Raw genomic sequence first — 18,367 nt, forward strand, 5'->3', positions numbered from 1 at the left:
GACACTGATCCTAGGAGGCGAGCGGCACGGGGCAACCGATTTTCGCGATGCCCACTGGACCGTCGGTGGTGGCGAGGCGCAGGATCAACGCAACGACTCGGCATACTCCTGGCTCATCCGGTCCACCTCACCCAGGATCCGGGCACCGGCGGCCTCGTCGGGGCTGACCGCGGTGGGGAAGCCGTCCTGGATCAGGACCGGGCTCCACGCGCTCTCGCGCACGCCCTCTGGGCCGAGGGTCAGGTGCAGCACGGCGCTGTCGGACTCGGTCCAGCCGTTCGGATAGTCGAAGACGAAGTTGCCCAGGCTCCAGGCGACCAAGCTGCCGTCGTCACGGCCGTGAGCCGCCTGCAACTGGTGCGGGTGCGCACCGAGCACGGCGGTCGCGCCGGCCCCCAGCGCTGCGTTGCCGGCGGCCTGCTGCTCGGGGCTGAGGTGCTCGGTGGACTCAAAGCCGCTGTGCAGCAACACGATCACGTGGTCGGCGTCAGTCTGTGCCGCCTGCACGTCCTCGGCGATCACCGTGGGGTCCGCCCAGGCGAGTCCGGGCGTGGTGTCGGTCGCAGTCCACTCCTGCGAGTCAAAACCGTTGCGCTCGACCGGCATCTGCAGATAGGCCAGGAAGGCGATGCGCATCCCGTTGCTCTCGAGGATGACCGGCTCACGGGCCGCCTCGATGGTCTGGCCGACGCCGACGTGGGCGATGTCCGCCTGCTCGAGCAACCCCGTGGTGGAGTCCATGCACTCGGGCCCGAAGTCGAGGATGTGATTGTTGGCCAGGCTGACCAGGTCGAACGACCCGTCGGTCAGCACGTCCAGGGACGAGGGGTCGGCCCGCAGTGGATACGCCTTGTCATCCGCGGTGCCACCGGTGCACAGGGGGCTCTCCAGGTTGCCGATGGTCAGGTCGGCGTCGTGCAGCTCCTCGCGCACCCCGGCCAGCACCGCATCGGTGCCCTGGGCCTGGATCCGGTCACCCACCTTGCGACCGAGCATGATGTCGCCCACGACGGCCAGGCGCACCTCTGTGTCCGGGGAGAGTGTGGACTGCGGATCCGCCGGCTCCGTGGTGGGCTCCGGAACGGCCTCAGCTTCGGCGGGCTCAGGCTCCTCAGTGGGCTCGCTCGAGTTGGCCGCCTGGGGCGGCGCAGGGGAGGGCTGGTTGCTCCCGCCACTGGTGCCCGACAGCGGGGCCGAGAGGGTGCAGAGCGCCAGCACCAGCGCGCCTGTGACGAGCACAGGGCGGCTGGCCGGGCGCGCAGGAACCCGGTGGCGCGGTCGTGACACGAGATGATCCCCCGAAGCAGGTGACTGAGTCGACCGAGGCTAACGCGGTCTGCCCAGTCACCCCAATCGCCGGGTCGCTGGCGGCTCAGAGGGCGGGTCAGTCCGTGAGGAGTTTCCACCCGAGTGCTCGGGCAGCGCGCCGGTCGAAGGTCACGGTCTCGGTCACCCCGAACAGTTCCATGGCTGCCTCAATCAACGCATCCGGGAAATCGGCCCCGGCCTCGGCAAGAGTGAGTGCGCGCACGACCCCTTCACCATCGTCGAACTCCAGGGAACGCGTCGAGACCAACTGTGAGACGGCGGCCAGGCACGTATCTCGGGGATAGTGGTAGGACCGCGAGAGGACCCAGTAGAACTCAGCCAGAGTCACTTGGGTGATGAAGCCGGGCGATTCCTCACTTAGCTGATCCATGACGCGCGCAGCGACAGCGAAGGCCGCGTTGTCGTCCTGCACGACGTAGCGCACGAGCACGTTCGTGTCGAGACCGATCATTCATCAGCCCGGGCACGTGCCGTCCCGGCGTTACCGCTCTCAGCAGCGGCCGCAGCCATGCCCTCGTCCATATCTGTGAGGGAGAGTGGTTGCTGTCCCTCCCGGTGCAGCATCCCGGCCAGGTCCGACACCTCTCCGGTGCGGGCGACCAGCCGATAGTGTCCGTCGCCGAGTTTGACGAAGAGCACCTTGGCGCCCGGAACCAGACCGAGATCATCCCGGACAACCTTGGGGACCGTGATCTGGCCTTTGCTCGTCATGGTCGCTGATGACATGGTGACTCCTCCTACACTTGTCCTTTCATTCTACCGGAACGTAAGGAATCGTGCGGAGGGGTTGTGGAGGCGGCGTCAGCGACCGGCCGCGTCGGCGATGGCCCGGGCCGAGGTCACGACATCGGCTTCCGTCGTCCACCGACCCACACTGAGTCTGATGGCGCCGAGGGCTCGTTCGGGAGACAGGCCCATGGCCTCCAGGACAGGTGACGGGCGATCTTGCCCGGCGTGACAGGCCGACCCGGCGGAGGCCGCGACCAGATCGAGGTGGGGCAGCATGCTCAGGGCTCGGGTGCCGTCGATGCTCACATTCAGGGTGTTGGGCAGGCGCTGGTCCCGGTGACCGTTGAGGTGCACCCGCCCCGGCAGCAATGCACTCAGGTGCTCCTCCAACAGATCACGCAACCGGGTGAGCCGAGCGCTCTCGCCACGGGTCAGGGCGTCCGCGGCCAGGTCGGCGGCGCGGCCCATCCCGACGGCGAAGGCCACGTTCTCGGTCCCCGCGCGCAGACCCCGTTCCTGCCCGCCCCCGCCGATCACCGGGTGCAGGGCCACGCCGTCACGCACATACAGCGCCGCGATGCCCTTGGGCGCATACATCTTGTGCCCGACGATCGTCATCAGGTCGACGCCCAGCTCCGCGACGTCCAGGGCCATCTTGCCGGCGGACTGGGCCGCGTCTGTGTGCAGTAGCACGCCCGACTCACGCGTCACGGCTGCGATGTCCTGGATCGGTTGCAGCGTGCCGGTCTCGTTGTTGGCGTGCATGATTGAGACCAGGACCGTGGCCGGGGTGATGGCCTCGGCCACCGAAGCAGCGGTGACCTGTCCGTGCTGATCCACCGGCAACACCGTCACGTCCACCCCGTGCCACTGCTGGAGCTCATCGCACGCGGCAAGCACGGCCGGGTGCTCAGTCGCCTGGGTGACCACGTGCGGTCGAGCCGGCCCTGCCGGGTGCAGGCCCAGCACCGCACCCCGCACCGCCAGCAGGTCGGCCTCCGAGCCGGACCCGGTGAAGACGACCTCCTCAGACGCGGCCCCGACGAAGGCTGCAACCCGTCCCCGGGCATCCTCCAGCGCCTCCCGGGCGGCAACCCCGCGGGCATACGTGCTCGAGGGGTTGCCGAACCCCTCGGAGAGCCACGGCAGCAGCGCGTCCAGGACCGACGCGTCCACCGGGGTCGTCGCGTTGTGGTCGAGGTAGACGACCCCGGCGCCGGCACGATCGGCTGCCACGGTGCTCACCTGCCTCCCCGTGTGCTCCCTGTCAGTCCTGGCTGAACGCCGAGTCGAACGACGCGGTCGCGGGGGAATAGTCGAACTTCTTCAGGAACGCCAGCGCCTCGGGAGCACCCTCAAGGCGGTCCATGCCGGCGTCCTCCCACTCCACCGAGATCGGCCCGCCATAACCGGCGGCGGACAGCGCCCGGAAGCAGTCCTCCCACGGCACGTCGCCGCGCCCGGTCGAGACGAAGTCCCAGCCGCGGCGCGGGTCGCCCCACGGCAGGTGCGAGCCCATCCGCCCGTTGCGACCGTTGCCGATCCGCATCCGGGTGTCCTTGCAGTCCACGTGATAGATCCGGTCGGCAAAGTCGGTGATGAAGCCCACGACGTCGATGTCCTGCCACAGCATGTGGCTCGGGTCCCAGTTGAGACCAAACGCCTCGCGGTGCCCGATCGCCTCCAGTGTCTTGACCGTCGACCAGTAGTCGTAGGCGATCTCGCTCGGGTGCACCTCGTGGGCGAACCGCACCCCGCACTCGTCAAAGACGTCGAGGATCGGGTTCCACCGGTCGGCGAAGTCCTGATAGCCCGCCTCGATCCGCTCGGCCGGCACCGGCGGGAACATTGCGACGTATTGCCAGATCGAGGAGCCGGTGAACCCGACGACGGTGTCCACGCCCATCTTCTGCGCGAGTTTTGCGGTCAGCTTGAGCTCCTCGGCGGCGCGCTGCCGCACCCCCTCGGGGTCGCCGTCGCCCCACACCCGGGAGCCGACGATCGAGCGGTGCCGCTCGTCGATCGGGTCGTCGCAGACGGCCTGCCCCTTGAGGTGGTTGGAGATCGCCCAGCACCCCAGACCATGGCGACGCAGGATGTCCAGCCGCCCCTCGACATACTCCTCGTCGTCCCAGCGCCAAGCGTCCAGGTGCTCGCCGGAGACCGCGATCTCCAGCCCGTCATAACCCCACTTGGCGGCGAGCTCGGCGACCTCCTCGAGGGTGAGATCGGCCCACTGGCCAGTGAAGAGGGTGAAGCGGCGTCCCATGATGCTCTCCTTCGTCGTGTCCAGGGTGTCAGGTCAGGGTGTCAGGGCAGTATGCGGATCAGTTGCCGGTGTCGGTCAGCGTCCCGCCGCGTGCGTGGCTGGCCTCGATGGCGGCGAGCACGCGCTGCGCGGCCAGACCGTCCTCGAAGGTGGCGTGCACCGGATCATCAGTTGCGATGGCGCGCAGGAAATCTGCGGCCTGCGAGGTGAACGTGTGATCCCAGCCCAGCACGTGGCCGGCCGGCCACCAGGCCTCCACGTAGGGGTGCTCGGGCTCGGTGACCAGGATCGTGCTGGCGCCGGCAGTGCGGGCGTCGCCGGCCTCGGTCAGCACGAGCTCGTTGAGCCGCTCCAGATCGAAGCGCAGGGACCCGGTGGTGCCATAGAGCTCGATGGCCAGGGCGTTCTTGCGCCCGGTGGCCACGCGGCTCACCTCGAGACTGGCAACCACACCAGATGCCGTATGCAGTGTGGCCCAGGCCGCGTCATCGACCGTGACCGCTTCGGTCCCGTCCGGACCGGGCCGCTGTGGGACGAAGGTGCGCAGCGTGCCGCTGGCTTGGGTGACGTGCTCGCCGAGCAGGTAGTGCAGCTGGTCGACTGCGTGGGAGCCCAGGTCCCCGAGCACGCCGGAGCCCGCGGTCTCCTTGCGCAGCCGCCACGTCATGGGGGCCTGCGGGTCGCTGAGCCAGTCCTGCAGATAGCTGATGCGGGCCTCCTGCACCGTGCCGATGCGACCGTCGCGCACCAGCTCGCGGGCCAGCGCGAGCGCTGGCACCCGGCGATAGTTGAAGCCCAGCAGGGACCGGCTCGAGGAGGCCGCAGCGGCGGCGACCAGCTCCTCGCACTCGGCGACGGAGTTGGCCAGGGGCTTCTCCACGAGCACGTGCTTGCCGGCCTTCAGCGCCGCCAGGGCGACCTCGGCGTGCAGGTGGCCGGGAGTGCACACGTCGATGATGTCGATGTCGTCGCGGTCCAGCAGGCTGCGCCAGTCCGTGGCGGTCCCGGCCCAGCCGAGCTCCGCGGCGGCCTGACCAACCTTGGCCTCGTCACGCCCGACGAGGGTCTGCATCCGCACCTGCGGCACACCCGGATAGAAGGCACCCACGTTGCGCCAGGCATTGGAGTGCGCGCGCCCCATAAAGGAGTAGCCGACGACGGCCACCCCGAGCGTCCTGGTCGGATCAGTCATGAGGTTCCCCCTCGGTCGGTGTCGTCGGTGACGACGCGGTCAGTTCGCGCAGATGCGGTCAGTTCGCGCAGGAACGCCAGCCCGCTGGTCGCCAGGTCGTCCTGGGTCGCTGCCAGTGGCCGCCAGATCGAGGCGGCCGTGGCGATGGAGGCGTTCTGCGCGGTGAAGCTCTCGATGTTGAGCGGTCCGGCGTAACCCACCTCGTCCAGGGCGCCCAGCAACTCCGGCCAGTTCGTCTGGTCCCCACCGGGTGCACCGCGGTCGTTGCCGCACACCTGCACGTGCACCAGGTGCTCCCCGGCCCGGCGGATCGCGTCCGCCGAGGACCGCTCCTCGATGTTCAGGTGATAGGTGTCCAGCGCCAGGCCGACGCCCTGCCCGAGCAGGTCGCCGAGCCCCTCCAGCGCCTGGTCGACGGTGTTGATCAGAGACGTCTCATAGCGGTTCAGCGGCTCGATGCCGATCCGCACCCCGGCGGACCGGGCGACCTCGGCGACCGGTGCGAGGTTCTCCCGCCACTGCGGATAGGCAGAGACGCGCTGCTCGGGGGAGAGTCTCCAGACCCTGCCGGTGGCGGCATAGAACGGGCCGCACACCGCGGTTGCGCCGATGCCCTCGGCCAGGTCGATGCACGCTCGCAGATAGTCCTGGGTGGCTCGCACGTGCGCGGGCTCGGTCTCGACCAGGTCGCGCCCGGGAGCCATCGCGCCGACGACATAAGGGGTCAGGCCCGTGTCGGCCAGGGCCATCGCGACCGCGGGCACGCTCAGGTCGCCGGGGTTCTCCAGCGGCAGCTCGACCGCATCGAAGCCCATCTCGGCGATCCGTCCGAGCAGTGCGGGCAGGTCGCGGTCGGTCAGTGGTGAGGTCCAGACCCAGGTGTTGACGCCGAGGGCACGCAACGGTGACTCCTTGTTCACGAGAGGAAGGTGTGCCGTGCTGACGGACCCGCCGCAGTGGGCGGGCCCGTCAGCTCAGTCAGCGGTCGGTCATGGGATGACGCGCTCCTGCCACACCTGCGGATAGCCGGCCAGGTCCTCGCCACCGAACTTGGCGTAGTGACCGTCGGGCATGCCCTCGTTGGCGGCCAGGTAGTCGCCGCGCTCCTCCTCGGTGATCGGGCTCTGCGGCAGGACCCACTCGGTGGGGACCTCCTCGCCGGCGAAGATCTGCTCCAGCGCCAGCAGCGGGGTGCGCCACTGGAAGTTGGAGTAGACCGGGGCCAGGCCGGTCAGACCGGTGTCCTCCCACTTGCGCAGGAAGCTCATCTCGTCCTCACCAGTCATCACCGGGTAGTCCGCGCCAGCGTCCTCGAACGCCTCGATGGCTGCGACGGCGCCGTCCCCGGCGTCCATCCAGATGCCCTGGACGTCGCCCGTGGCCAGCTCGTCGCTGATGATCTTCTTGATCTCGGTCGGGTCGGCGCCGGTGAAGTAGTCCGTCGCCTCGATGCCGCTTTCAGAGAAGATCTTCTCGGCTGCCGCCCAGCGGTGCTCGAGGACGTCGACGCCGGGCAGGATGCGCAGCGCGACGACCTTGTCGCCCTCCTCGAGGTTGTCGACGAGGAACTCGGCGGTGTCGATGCCCCAGGCGTAGCCACCGATCGGGTGGATGAAGGTGGTGGCGCAGTCGGTCTCGACACCACGGTCGAAGACCACCACCGGCTTGTCGGTGTCACAGGCCCGCTCCACGGCCGGCGTCATCGCCGCGGTGGAGTTGGGGGAGATGACGAAGGCGTCACAGTTGCCCTCGGCGATGAAGTAGTCGATGTCGGCGATCTGGGTGTTGTCGTCGTCCTGGGCGTCGCGGGTCTCCATCTCGGAGATGACACCGGAGTCCTGCAGCGCCTTGAGCTGCTCGTTCATCGTGATCCAGCCGGTCTGGCGCCACGGGTTGCCGATCGAGGCGTTGGAGAAGCAGACCTTGTGCGGGCCCTCGGCGGCAAACGCCGAGGTGTCGGTCATCGGACCGTCGATGTATTGCAGGTAGGGCTGGGACTCGTCGCCCTCGAAGGTGGCCGAACGCTGCTCATACTGCGTGTCATAGCCCGCCTGGTCGAACCAGTCGTCCGAGGAGCCCTCCTCGCCGCCCTCGGCCTCGCCGTCGTCGGTGGCCTCGCCACCGTCATCGGCGGGTGCGTCGTCGGCGCCTTCGTCAGCGCCCTCATCAGCGCCTTCATCGGCGGACTCGGCGACCGCCGGGTCATCGAGTGAATCGTCGGTGGAGCACGCCGCCAACATGGCCAGCGCCGCCACGGCCGCCAGGGGGGCGGTCATCATCTTTCTGCGCATCAGTTCTCTCCTGTGGTGGTGCCCGGGACGGGCTGGTTGGGACCGGTGGAGTCCCCGGCGGGTTCGCCGGGTGTTTGTGGGGGGCCGCCTCGGCGGCGGGGGCGCAGGCTGCCGCGCCACGCCTTCCCGGCAGCGGCGACGGCGAGGATGATGATGATGCCCTGCACGCTGTCGCGCCAGGTGGAGGCGACGCCCATGAAGTTGAGCAGGGTGAACAGCAGCTCCAGGGCGAAGGCGCCCGCTGCGGCTGAGAGCACCCAGCCCCGCCCTCCGCCGAGGACGACCCCGCCGAGCACCACCGCGGTGATGGCGGTGAACTCGTAGCCGCGCCCGACCGAGGGGTGCACGCCGGCGTAGCCGACCAGGATGATGCCCGCAACGGTGGCCGCCAGCGAGGACAGGATGAACGCTCGGGTCTTCACCCACCAGACGGGGGCGCCGGCCAGGTGGGTGGCCTCGGGGTTGTCACCGGCAGCGACCAGCGTGCGGCCGAACGGGCGGCGCATCAGCCACACGGCGATGACGGCCAGGACCACCAGGATGATGGCGGGATAGGGGATGATCTCGAGCACCGGCACGTCACGGATGCCGCCGCGGCCGATCTGCCGGAAGCTGTCGACCGGGTTGCCGGTGGCCGCGCCACCGGTCCAGTACATGACCAGGCCATACAGCGCCAGCATCATGCCCAGGGTGACGATGAAGCTCGGGACCCGCAGCAGCGTCGTGGCCAGCCCGTTGATCAGTCCGACCAGGGCGCCGAGGACGAGCATCAGGGCCATGACCGGCAGGATCTTGGACTCGTCCTGGGCGATCAGGTTGCCCGAGACCACCACCTGCAGGGTGACGACCGAGCCCATCGACAGATCAAACTCACCGGCGACGATCACGAAGTATTGCCCCATGGCGGCGATCGCGATCGGCGCGGTGCGGCCGATGAACCGGATCAGTGAGCCGGGCTCACCGAAGTTGGGGTTCTGGATGATGATCGCGACGAGCAGGACCACGACCAGGACGAAGACGGCGCCGCCGGGTGTGCCCAGCGTGCGGGCCAGGCGCTGGAGCCGGCTGCCCTGGTGCTCGGCGAGCAGGACGGGGGCGCGGCCGGAGGTCGGCTCGGTGAAGCTGCGGGTGCTCATCGTGCCTCCTCCAGTGCCGCGTCGGCCAGGCTCGGTTTCTCGAAGCGGGCGGGTCGGCGACCGGCCGTGCGGCGCGCATAGACGGCGACGGCGGCCACGATGACGATGCCGCGCACCACGTCCTTGAGGAACGGGTTGACCTCCATGACGCCCATCACGTTGTCCATCACGGCGAAGATCGCGACGCCGCCGAGGGTGCCGAGGATGTTGCCCTTGCCGCCGGCCAGGACGGTGCCTCCGAGCACCACCGCGGCGATCGACATCAGGTCATAACCGCCCTGTGAGCCGATCGTCGGGCTGCCGACGCTGAGGCGGGCCAACAGCAGCAGGCCGGCCATGCCCGCCAGGAGCGCGCAGAGCGTGTGGGCCATGACGACGGGCGTCACCGTGCGCAGGCCGGACATCCGGGCCACCTCGCGGTTGCCACCGACGGCATACAGGTGATGGCCGGCGCGGGTGCGGCGCAGCAGCAGGATGACCAGGGCCGCGCAGGCGAGCATGATCAGCGTGGAGACCGGGACGGGGCCGATGTTGGTGGCACCGATCAGCCGGAACTCGCGTGGTGCGGACCCGGCTGAGCCCTTGTAGTTGCTGCCCAGATAGCCGGCCAGGATCAGGCCCATGCCGAGCGAGGCGATGAAGCCGTGCACGTCCAGCACCGCGACCACCAGCCCGGTGACCAGGCCGATCAGGGCCGAGACGCCCAGGGCCACGACGACACCGAGGACGATGTTGCCCGTCTGTCCGGCCATCTGGACACCGGCGAGCAGGCTGGCCAGGCTGGTGACATAGGGGACCGACAGGTCCAGGCTGCCGGCCAGGATCACCAGGGTCTGCCCGATGGCGATGAAGCCGAGGATGGAGGTGCCGGTCAGGATCGCTGAGATGTTGCCCGGGCTGAAGAAGTTGCGCCCGGCGATCGCGGTCAGGATCGCACCGGCGATGATCGTCAGCACTAGGACGATGAAGACGATGCCGGTCGAGGTGATCGGCACGCTGCGGCGGCGGGTGACAGGGGTGCTCATGACAGGTCGCCCTCCTGGGTCGCTCCGGTGGCCAGCGCCAGGATCTGTTCCTCGGAGGACCCCGCCGGCAACTCGCCGGCCAGCCGGCCCTCGTGCATCACCAGGATCCGGTCGGACATGCCGATGACCTCGGGCAGCTCGCTGGAGACCATCAGGATGGCCACGCCGTCGGCAGCCAACTGGCGCATCAGCTCATAGATGGCGTGCTTGGCGCCCACGTCGATGCCGCGGGTCGGCTCGTCCATCAGCATCACGTGCGGGTTCGTGCTCAGCCACCGGGCCAGGACGACCTTCTGCTGGTTGCCACCAGAGAGGAACTGCACCTCCTGGTCCATCCCGCGGGCCGAGACGGCCATCGAGGACAGGACCCTCGGCATACCCGATCTGGCGGTTGAGGTGCGCCGGGGGAAGACCGCCCGGACGACGCCCAGGGCGTTGTCGAGGATCGACTGGTTGAGCGAGAGGCCCTTGGCCTTGCGGTCCTCGGTGATCAGGGCCAGACCCTTGCGGATCGCCTGACGCGGCGAGCTGATCCGCACGGCGGTGCCCCCGAGGGACATGTGGCCGCGGGTGAACGGCTGGGCACCGAAGACGCCCTCGACCAACTCGGTGCGGCCCGAGCCCTGCAGCCCGGCCAGTCCGACGATCTCGCCAGCGCGCAGGGTGAGGTCGATGCCGTCGACGTGACCGTTGCCCGCGCCGGAGAGGGTGAGCACGTCCGCGCCTGGCGTCGTGCCGGGCACGGGGTCGGGGAAGAAGGCCGACATCTCGCGGCCCACCATCATCCGCACCAGCGACGCCTCGGTGAGCTCGGCCGCGGGGCGGGTGGCGACGTGGCGGCCGTCCTTGAGGACGGTGATCGTCTCGCAGAGGTCAAACAGCTCGGCGAGCCGGTGAGAGACATAGAGGATGGCGACGCCGCGCGCCTGCAGGCGGTGGATCATGCCGTAGAGCAACTCGACCTCGTGGTCGGCCAGCGCGGCGGTCGGCTCGTCCATCTGGATGATCTGGGCGTCATAGCTGACCGCCTTGGCGATCTCGACGATCTGCTGCTCGGCGACCGAGAGGGTGCGCACGATCGTGGCGGGGGAGAGGTTGTGCACGCCCAGGCCCTCGAGCAGCTGGGCGGTGTCGCGCTGCATCGCCGCGGTGTCGACCAGGACGCCCCTGCGCGGCTCGCGGCCCAGATAGATGTTCTCGGCCACGCTGCGGTCGGGCAGCAGGTTGAACTCCTGGAAGACGGTGGCCAGGCCGGCCTGCTGGGCCTGCACCGGGTGGCCGAAGGTGCGGCGCTCGCCGGCGACCTCGACCGTGCCGCCGTCCGGTTGGTAGACGCCGGCCAGGATCTTCATCAGGGTGGATTTGCCGGCACCGTTCTCGCCGACCAGGCCGTGGACCTCGCCGGCTCGCAGCTCCAGGTCGATGTCCTGCAACACCGCGTGACCGAAGAAGCGTTTGGTCAGGCCAGTGGCCCGCAACAGCGGCCCGGTCGCTGGCGGTGTCGAGGGTTGCCCGGGTCGGGCGACGTCAGTGTCGTTCGGCACACGCTGACTATGACACGGTTCACACACTTTTGTCGAGTCACCGACAGAAGTTGCATGTTGAGCATTGGTAAGTGGTCGTGGTTCACTTCGGATGTGCGCACCAGTGACGTCTTCGATCTGCTCCGGGACGGCCGCCCCCGGACGCGGGCCCAGTTGGCCGAGTCCACCGGCCTGGCCCGGTCGACGATCGCCGCCCGCGTCGATGTGCTGATGAAGCTGGGCCTGGTCACGCCCTACGGTGACGCTCGCTCCACCGGTGGCCGCCCGCCCTCGCTGTTCGCCCTGAACCCGTCAGTGCGCGTCGTGGCCGGCGTCGATGTCGGAGCGACGCACGCGGTGGCCGTGCTGTCCGACCTGTCCGGGTGCGTGCTCGCCGAGACGCAGGCTGCGCTGGACATCGCGAGCGGTCCGGAGGAGGTGCTCGGGTGGGTGACGAGCACTGTCAAAGAGCTTCTGGTGCAGGCCAATCGGCCGCCGCGTGACCTTGCGGCGATCGGCATCGGCCTGCCCGGTCCGGTGGAGCACTCGACGGGGCGGCCGATCAACCCGCCGATCATGCCGGGGTGGGACCGCTATGACGTCCCGGGGCACGTCCAGCGCACCCACCCGGTGCCGGTGCTCATCGACAACGACGTCAACATCATGGCGCTGGGGGAGCAGCAGACCCACCTGCGGGAGGTGGACGACCTGGTCTTCATCAAGGTCGCGACCGGCATCGGTGCCGGGATCATCAGTGGTGGCTCACTGCAGCGCGGGGCCCAGGGCACCGCGGGCGACCTCGGCCACGTGCAGGTGCTGCGCGGTGGCGGCATCATCTGCCGGTGTGGCAACGAGGGGTGTCTCGAGGCGGTGGCTGCCGGCCCTGCGCTGGCCGCTCGGTTGACCGAGGCAGGCCGGGAAGTTGTCACCACCCAGGACGTGGTCGATCTGGTCCGCGGTGGCGACACCACGGCGATCCAGGAGATCCGTCAGGCCGGCCGCGACATCGGCGAGGTCGTGGCCACCATGGTCAACCTGATCAACCCCTCGGTCGTGGTGATCGGGGGCCGCCTCGCTGACTCGGGAGAGCACCTGCTGGCGGGCATCCGCGAGGTCGTCTATCGCCGCTCGCTGCCGTTGGCCACCGAGTCGCTCCGGCTCGTGAACAGCCGTGCGGGCCGCGAGGCCGGTGTGCTCGGGGCCGCGTCGATGGCGATCAGCCACGTGCTCTCCCCGGAGGCCATCGAGGCCGCCAGCGCCGCGGTCGGATAGCTAGCCGAGGGCGCCAGCGCCGCCGTCGGCTAGCTAGTCCTCGGCCAGTCCTCGACCACGGGTGGGTGAGTCGGGTGATGACTCAGCCACCCGTCCCCCCGCAGTGCCGTCACGCGGGCGCCGTCGGCACGGAAGCACCGCGCGGGGTGCCCGTGCAGGTGCACGCATCCTTCACGGTCGGGTCGGCGTGTCGTGTGAGGTCGGGATGCAGGTGCACGCATCCTTCACGATCGGGTCGGCGTGTCGTGTGAGGTCGGGGCGCACGTGCACGCATCCTTCACGATCGGGTCGGATGGGCGTCCGGCGCGGTTGGCTACTCGATGCGGCCGAGCTCGATCTCGCTGGCCGTGGAGATCGCGCTCGGGCCGCCGAGCACGAAGATCCGGTCGGGGTTGAGGCGCCGCACCTCCCTGACCGTGGCGTTCGGGACGTTGTCCGGCTGTGCCAGCAGGATCGGAGCGTGGTCCCGGCCCGCCCGCGCCGCACCGGCCAGGGCATCCGGCCAGTCGGTGCCCGTGGCGATATAGACCGTCGACGCGCTCTGGTAGTCCGTGCTGATCTGCGCCGCGGTCTCATAGCGGTTCGTGCCGGCGACACGGGTCGTGGGCGCATAGGCCTGCAACTCGCTGCCCACCTGCTTGGAGATCGCCGTGGGGCCACCCAGCAGGACGATGCGCTGGGGCCGCAGCCGGTCGAGCTCGACCTTGGTGGCGTTGGGCAGGTTGCCGGGCTGGGTCAACAGCACCGGAGCGTCCAGTGCGCCGGATCGGGCCGCGCCGGCCAGACCGTCGGGATAGTCCGCACCCGTGGCGATGTAGACGACGTCGCTGCTCTTGAAGTCCCGAGAGATCATCGCCGCGGTCTCATAGCGGTTGTCGCCTGCGCGGCGACCGGTGTTGGCGTTGGGCAGGAGCTGCTGCACCTCACCGAGCACCTGCTGAGAGATGACCTGCTGGCCACCCAGGAGGACGACCGTCGCGGGCTGGAGCCGCTTGAGCTGTGCCACCGTGGCCGCCGGCATGGTGTCCGGCTTGGTGAGGAGCACGGGGGCTTCCTTGGTGCCGGCCAGGGCGGCCCCGACCAGAGCGTCGGGGTAGTCGTTGCCCGTGGCCAGGTAGACCACGCCGGCCCCGTTCTGGTAACCGGTGGCGATCGCCGCAGCCGTGGAGTAGCGGTCCTGACCGGAGATCCGGTGGACGGGCGTCGCGGGGGCCGAGTTGATCAGGGCGGCGGCATTGAGACGGCCCTCGCCAAAGACGTTGTTGTTGGCTGCCGTGCCGCCGCAGGAGGTGTCGTTGGTGTCGATGGCCGAGCCGTCCAGGAGGGCACGGGTGACGTCGACGTCACCTCGCAGGTCCGGGCGGGCCGACCACAGCAGCGCCACCGCACCGGCCACGTGGGGCGCCGCCATCGAGGTGCCGTTGCCGGTCGCGTAGCCACCGCCCGGCCAGGTGGAACGGACGTTGGTGCCGGGGGCCGAGATGTCGGGCTTGATCGCACCGCCCTGTCCCGTGCCGCGGCTGGACGTGCTCGCGATCGTGTGGTTCTTGGTGTAGTTGCCCACGGAGTAGTTGATGATCCGGCTGCCGGGCGAGGACGAGCTTCGGCACGGATTGCTGCCCCACTGAGCAAGGTTGCCGTTGGAGAAGACGGCGAACTGACCGGCGGCGGCCCAGGCCTTGGAGACGTCTTCGAGCAGCGGTCCTGTGGAGGGGGACGTCGAGCCCCAGGAGTTGTTGATGACGTGGGGGCGCAGGGCCGCGTTGGGGTTCTCACCAGCCAGGTTGGTGGGCGCGAGCGTCCACTGGCCCGAGGCGAGCAGGTTGCTGTCCTTGCACCCCTTGCCACAGCCGTTGGCTGCGATCCACCGAGCGCCCGGTGCCATCCCGACCTGGTTGACCCCACCGTCGTCACCGACCAGGGTGCCGGTCACGTGCGTGCCGTGCCCGTTGCTGTCGGCCGGCTGTTGCGGGGACTCGCCCGTGGCGTCGAACCAGCTGTAGTTGTGGTTGACCTCGCCGCCGTTGAAGCCGCGGTAGTGGTTGATCAGGCCCGGGTGGTCCCACTCGGCCCCGGTGTCGATCGTGGCGACGATGATGCCCTCGCCCGACGTGCCCGTGGACCACACGGCGTCGGCGCGCACGTCCTGGAGGTTCCACTCCACACCCTCAGCGGGTGCCGAGTCTGCCTCGCTGACCGGCTCGAACGGCACCTCGGGAGGCGCGGTCTCAAAGGTCGCGTGCAGGTGGGCCACGTCAGCGCGGTCGCTCAACGAGGCGACCAGCTCGACGTCGCCGTCGGTCACCCGGATGGCGTTGCTGACGTAGAAGGTCTCGTAGGTTGCGCCAGCCTCGTCGAGCTCGGCGCGCAGGTCGGCCTGGCTGGTCTGCGCGGTGGACGTCAGCGCGTCATAGACAAACTGCCCGCGCTCCTCCCAGTCCTCGATCTCATAGGCAGGGGAGAGGTCGGCCTCGGCGCCCAGGTCGATCCAGAAGTCGGCGCTCCCGTCACTCTCCAGCTCAGCGGTGACCTCGGCGTCGATCCGGTCCTGCGTCGGCAGGGGTGTGCCGAGGGTCGCCGGCGGCGTCGAGAGATCCTGGGCGCCGGCGCCCAGGGCGCCGATGCCGGTGGCGACCAGTGAGGCTCCGGCCGCTGCAGCGACCAGCCCCCTGCCGAGTCCGCGCGAGCCTGCCATGGGTGTGACCTCCAGGTCCTTGCCGTTCGTGTCCGCGAGCCCGGCCCCCCGGGTCTCCCGCATCAGGCTAAAGGCTCGTGCCGTCATCTCCTAGCGGAGATCTGCAGGTCAGTCGCGGACCGCGGCCTCAACCTCCCAGGTCGGGCGCAGGTCAAGTCCAGCCTCTCCGTCGTCAGATGTGCGCACGCCGAGCACCTGGTGCAACTGAATGTTGTTGTGCTCGAAGTTGACCCGCGATCCGGCGAGATAGACACCCCAGACCCGGGCGGTGCCGAGCCCGGCCTCAGCGACGCACTCGTCCCAGTGGTCCGACAAATTCTGGGCCCAGGCCCCGGTCGTGCGGGCATAGTGCTCGCGCAGGTTCTCCTGGTGGCGCACCTCCAGGCCGGTGTCCTCCATCACCGAGATGATGTGCCCGACGCCGGACAGCTCCCCGTCGGGGAAGGTGTAGCGGTTGGTGAACGGGTCCTTCAGCATGCCGTTGCGCCGGTTGTCCGGGCGGGTGATGCAGTGGTTGAGCAGCCGTCCCCCGTCGCGCAGGCGCTCGCGGAGGAAGCCGAAGTATGCCGGGTAGTTGCGCACCCCGATGTGCTCGGTCAGCCCGATGCTCGAGACCGCGTCAAAGCCGCGCTCGGTCACGTCCCGATAGTCGCTGTGCCGGATCTCGGCCCAGTCGGTGAGGCCCTCGCGCTCCAGCATCGCCTGCCCCCAGCTGGCCTGGTTGCGCGACAGCGTGACCCCCACCGCGGTCACGCCGTAGTGCCGCACGGCGTGCGCCACCATGCCGCCCCACCCACACCCGACATCCAGCAGACGCATGCCGGGAGACAGACCCAGCTTTCGGCATACGAGATCGAATTTGTAGGACTGGGCCTCCTCCAGGGAGGCCTCGGTGTCCGGATAGACCCCGCAGGTGTAGGCCATGGACGGGCCGAGCAACAACTCGTAGAACCGGTTGGAGACGTCGTAATGGTAGGAGATCGCCGCGGCGTCCCGCATCCGTCCGTGTCGCAGCCCGTGGGCCACGCGGCGCCAGGGTGCCGGTGCCTCCTGGGGTGGCAGATCGGGGACGTGCAGCCCCGTCTCCCTGACAAACCGGGCCAGGTCCGGCAGCTCGCGCAGGCTGGGACGGCGGGCGGACAGGCGGGTCAGGTAGGTCGTGAGCACGGGATAGGGGTTGCCCTCATCCATCCCGTCGATGCTGAGCTCGCCGGACAGGTAGGCGCGCATCATGCCGATCGACCGGGGCGCGGTGAGCAGATAGTTGAGGGCCTCCGGGCTGTGCAGCCGCACGACCTGCCCGTCCGCGTCGCCGCCGGTGGACCCGTCATAGGCCTCGATCCGCAGACCACTCCCCGGGTCAAAATAGCGATCGAAGGCCTCACCGACCGTCATCATCGTGCGCGCACCGCCTTGTCATAGAGGGTGGGGAAGCGCCCGCTCGGGTCGTAGCGCCCCTTGACCTGCTCATAGTGGTCGCCGCCGTAGAGGGCAGCGAAGGTCTGCTCGTCGTAGAACGCCTCGGAGTAGAGCCCCTTGTGCCCGCCGAGCTCGGTCACCTGGGCCTCGATCGCCCGGTTGGTGTCGCCGTGCTGGCGGCCGTCGGTGATCGGGACGGCCGACCAGAAACCGACGTTGACATAGGGGACGCCCGCCCGCATCGGATAGAGCGGCCAGGGCGTCGTATGCCGATCGCTGGACTCCTCCTGCTCCGCGCCCGCCGCGGTGGTGGGCTCAGTCTGGGTTGCGTTGCCCCGCAACTGGACCGGGCAGAGCCAGATGGGCTCGATCGGGACGTTGTCGAGGAACCAGTGCAGGAACTGCGCCGTGCGGTCCAGGGGGATCTCGACGTCCTGGATGACCCGCTCCTGGGCCGGCTTGCCGCGCAGCTTGTCGAGGCCGGCGACGATCCCGCGGCGCGCCTCGAGGTCCTGGATCTTCCAATAGAAGTCGCTGCGCAGCAACTGTTTTGGCCAGAGGCGTCGCAGGGCCGGGCGTTGCGCTCCGAACGCGCGGGAGCACCAGAACCAGTCGGTGTCCCAGCGCCAGAGGTAGTCCCGGACCGTCAGCAGGTCGCGGCGCTTGTGTTGCAGTGAGCGGTAGTAGATCTGCTGGCCGGTGTAGTCGCTCGGGCCGGAGAAGTCCTCGGTGGTGTCGGCCCAGCGCCCGAGGGTCAGATAGGTCTCGGTGGCGCTGAACACGACACCGTCCAGGAAGTCGACGGCCTCGCCGTTCCAGTCGCGCGAGGCCATGATGTGACCGATCGCGCTCATGGCCTCCTCGATCTGGGAGAAGCGCACGTGCTGCAGCGCGACGTAGGGGTGGGTCGGCGCGGTCTCGATGGTCACGGTCAGCGCATAGCCGAGCGACCCATAGCTGTTGGGGAAGGCATGAAACAGGTCCGCGTGCTCGTTGTCGGCTGTTGCCGTGACCGCCTCGCCGGTGCCGGTGAGGACCTGCAGGGCGAGCACCGACTCGTGGGGGAGCCCGTCGCGGAAGCTGGTGGACTCGATGCCCAGCCCGGTGACCGCGCCGCCGAGGGTGATCGTCTTGAGCTGGGGAACGACCAGGGGCATCTGTCCGAGGGGCAGCAGTTCGTCGACGAGCTGCTCATACGTTGTCAGGCCGCCGACGGTGGCCGTGGCGGGTCGGTCTGCTGTGGCCTCGGTCGTCGCGATGACTCCGGTGAAGGCAGACAGGTCCAAACCGGTCGCTCCGTCCGCGGCGCGCGGCCGGAACAGGTTGGACGTCTTCTTCGCCAGCCGCACCCGCTGCATCGAGCGGATGTCGGCCTCAGCCCGGGCGACGGCCAGGGCGATGTCTCCCTGGTGCGCAACCATTGCCCCATACTGCCGCACGGCACATTCGCCCCGCACCCACCCCTTCATCGACCGAGCGCGCGGTGT

15 protein-coding genes are annotated in these 18,367 nt (G+C 69.3%); 1 reads left to right on the plus strand and 14 read right to left on the minus strand.

All coding sequences use genetic code 11. From position 1 onward, the window contains the following. Window positions 1-84: 84 nt before the first annotated feature. The 11 genes from NF556_RS06880 to NF556_RS06930 all read right to left on the minus strand — a co-directional run bounded on the left by NF556_RS06880 (window position 85) and on the right by NF556_RS06930 (window position 11,515). On the minus strand, window positions 85-1,239 hold the full coding sequence (locus NF556_RS06880) for a CapA family protein (RefSeq protein WP_252594793.1): 1,155 nt from the start codon (window positions 1,237-1,239) through the stop codon (window positions 85-87). 145 nt (window positions 1,240-1,384) lie between these two features. Further along, entirely contained in the window at window positions 1,385-1,780 is a 396-nt protein-coding gene (locus tag NF556_RS06885) for a type II toxin-antitoxin system VapC family toxin (RefSeq protein ID WP_252594795.1), read from the minus strand. Continuing rightward, window positions 1,777-2,055, minus strand: coding sequence for an AbrB/MazE/SpoVT family DNA-binding domain-containing protein (locus NF556_RS06890; RefSeq protein ID WP_252594797.1), 279 nt, complete (start codon window positions 2,053-2,055; stop codon window positions 1,777-1,779). The genes NF556_RS06885 and NF556_RS06890 overlap by 4 nt, the downstream gene beginning before the upstream one ends. 75 nt (window positions 2,056-2,130) lie before the next feature. Next, window positions 2,131-3,303 (minus strand): cysteine desulfurase family protein, encoded by a 1,173-nt coding sequence (locus tag NF556_RS06895; protein ID WP_252594798.1) that lies wholly within the window; start codon window positions 3,301-3,303, stop codon window positions 2,131-2,133. Between the two features lie 22 nt (window positions 3,304-3,325). Then, on the minus strand, window positions 3,326-4,327 hold the full coding sequence (locus tag NF556_RS06900; protein ID WP_252594800.1) for a sugar phosphate isomerase/epimerase family protein: 1,002 nt from the start codon (window positions 4,325-4,327) through the stop codon (window positions 3,326-3,328). A 58-nt stretch (window positions 4,328-4,385) separates the two neighbouring features. Further along, window positions 4,386-5,519: a Gfo/Idh/MocA family protein gene (locus NF556_RS06905; protein WP_252594801.1), complete on the minus strand. Its 1,134-nt coding sequence runs from the start codon at window positions 5,517-5,519 to the stop codon at window positions 4,386-4,388. Continuing rightward, window positions 5,516-6,439 (minus strand): sugar phosphate isomerase/epimerase family protein, encoded by a 924-nt coding sequence (locus NF556_RS06910; protein ID WP_252594803.1) that lies wholly within the window; start codon window positions 6,437-6,439, stop codon window positions 5,516-5,518. Before NF556_RS06910 ends, NF556_RS06905 begins: the two co-directional genes overlap by 4 nt. 69 nt (window positions 6,440-6,508) lie before the next feature. Continuing rightward, window positions 6,509-7,810 carry a substrate-binding domain-containing protein gene (locus NF556_RS06915; protein ID WP_252594804.1) on the minus strand — a complete coding sequence of 434 codons (1,302 nt, stop codon included), beginning with the start codon at window positions 7,808-7,810 and terminating at the stop codon, window positions 6,509-6,511. After that, window positions 7,810-8,946 carry an ABC transporter permease gene (locus NF556_RS06920; RefSeq protein WP_252594805.1) on the minus strand — a complete coding sequence of 379 codons (1,137 nt, stop codon included), beginning with the start codon at window positions 8,944-8,946 and terminating at the stop codon, window positions 7,810-7,812. The genes NF556_RS06915 and NF556_RS06920 overlap by 1 nt, the downstream gene beginning before the upstream one ends. Beyond that, entirely contained in the window at window positions 8,943-9,971 is a 1,029-nt protein-coding gene (locus tag NF556_RS06925) for an ABC transporter permease (protein WP_252594806.1), read from the minus strand. Before NF556_RS06925 ends, NF556_RS06920 begins: the two co-directional genes overlap by 4 nt. Next, window positions 9,968-11,515, minus strand: coding sequence for a sugar ABC transporter ATP-binding protein (locus NF556_RS06930; RefSeq protein WP_252594808.1), 1,548 nt, complete (start codon window positions 11,513-11,515; stop codon window positions 9,968-9,970). The genes NF556_RS06925 and NF556_RS06930 overlap by 4 nt, the downstream gene beginning before the upstream one ends. 54 nt (window positions 11,516-11,569) lie before the next feature. On the opposite strand from NF556_RS06930, the gene NF556_RS06935 reads away from it, so the two are divergent. Next, a complete protein-coding gene (locus NF556_RS06935) occupies window positions 11,570-12,766 on the plus strand; it encodes an ROK family transcriptional regulator (RefSeq protein WP_252594810.1) in 1,197 nt (398 codons plus the stop codon). 313 nt (window positions 12,767-13,079) lie between these two features. On the opposite strand, the gene NF556_RS06940 is transcribed toward NF556_RS06935, so the two are convergent. Genes NF556_RS06940 through NF556_RS06950 form a run of 3 tightly spaced genes read right to left on the minus strand, consistent with a single transcriptional unit; the run spans window position 13,080 to window position 18,301 of the window. After that, complete coding sequence (locus NF556_RS06940) at window positions 13,080-15,524, minus strand: cell wall-binding repeat-containing protein (RefSeq protein ID WP_252594811.1); 2,445 nt, start codon at window positions 15,522-15,524, stop codon at window positions 13,080-13,082. A gap of 45 nt (window positions 15,525-15,569) precedes the next feature. Further along, window positions 15,570-16,859 (minus strand): class I SAM-dependent methyltransferase, encoded by a 1,290-nt coding sequence (locus NF556_RS06945; RefSeq protein ID WP_252594813.1) that lies wholly within the window; start codon window positions 16,857-16,859, stop codon window positions 15,570-15,572. Further along, the gene (locus NF556_RS06950; protein WP_252594814.1) at window positions 16,856-18,301 is read right to left on the minus strand and encodes an FAD-binding oxidoreductase; all 1,446 of its coding nucleotides are present in this window, start codon (window positions 18,299-18,301) and stop codon (window positions 16,856-16,858) included. The genes NF556_RS06945 and NF556_RS06950 overlap by 4 nt, the downstream gene beginning before the upstream one ends. Window positions 18,302-18,367: the final 66 nt, after the last annotated feature.

The organism is Ornithinimicrobium faecis (assembly GCF_023923225.1).
GTDB lineage: Bacteria > Actinomycetota > Actinomycetes > Actinomycetales > Dermatophilaceae > Ornithinicoccus > Ornithinicoccus faecis.

Coding starts and splice junctions, on each gene's coding strand:
- NF556_RS06935 (WP_252594810.1), top strand. CDS start 11,570: ATGTTGAGCATTGGTAAGTGGTCGTGGTTCACTTCGGATGTGCGCACC.
- NF556_RS06940 (WP_252594811.1), bottom strand. CDS start 15,524: ATGCGGGAGACCCGGGGGGCCGGGCTCGCGGACACGAACGGCAAGGAC.
- NF556_RS06920 (WP_252594805.1), bottom strand. CDS start 8,946: ATGAGCACCCGCAGCTTCACCGAGCCGACCTCCGGCCGCGCCCCCGTC.
- NF556_RS06905 (WP_252594801.1), bottom strand. CDS start 5,519: ATGACTGATCCGACCAGGACGCTCGGGGTGGCCGTCGTCGGCTACTCC.
- NF556_RS06900 (WP_252594800.1), bottom strand. CDS start 4,327: ATGGGACGCCGCTTCACCCTCTTCACTGGCCAGTGGGCCGATCTCACC.
- NF556_RS06890 (WP_252594797.1), bottom strand. CDS start 2,055: ATGTCATCAGCGACCATGACGAGCAAAGGCCAGATCACGGTCCCCAAG.
- NF556_RS06945 (WP_252594813.1), bottom strand. CDS start 16,859: ATGATGACGGTCGGTGAGGCCTTCGATCGCTATTTTGACCCGGGGAGT.
- NF556_RS06950 (WP_252594814.1), bottom strand. CDS start 18,301: ATGGTTGCGCACCAGGGAGACATCGCCCTGGCCGTCGCCCGGGCTGAG.
- NF556_RS06915 (WP_252594804.1), bottom strand. CDS start 7,810: ATGCGCAGAAAGATGATGACCGCCCCCCTGGCGGCCGTGGCGGCGCTG.
- NF556_RS06925 (WP_252594806.1), bottom strand. CDS start 9,971: ATGAGCACCCCTGTCACCCGCCGCCGCAGCGTGCCGATCACCTCGACC.
- NF556_RS06885 (WP_252594795.1), bottom strand. CDS start 1,780: ATGATCGGTCTCGACACGAACGTGCTCGTGCGCTACGTCGTGCAGGAC.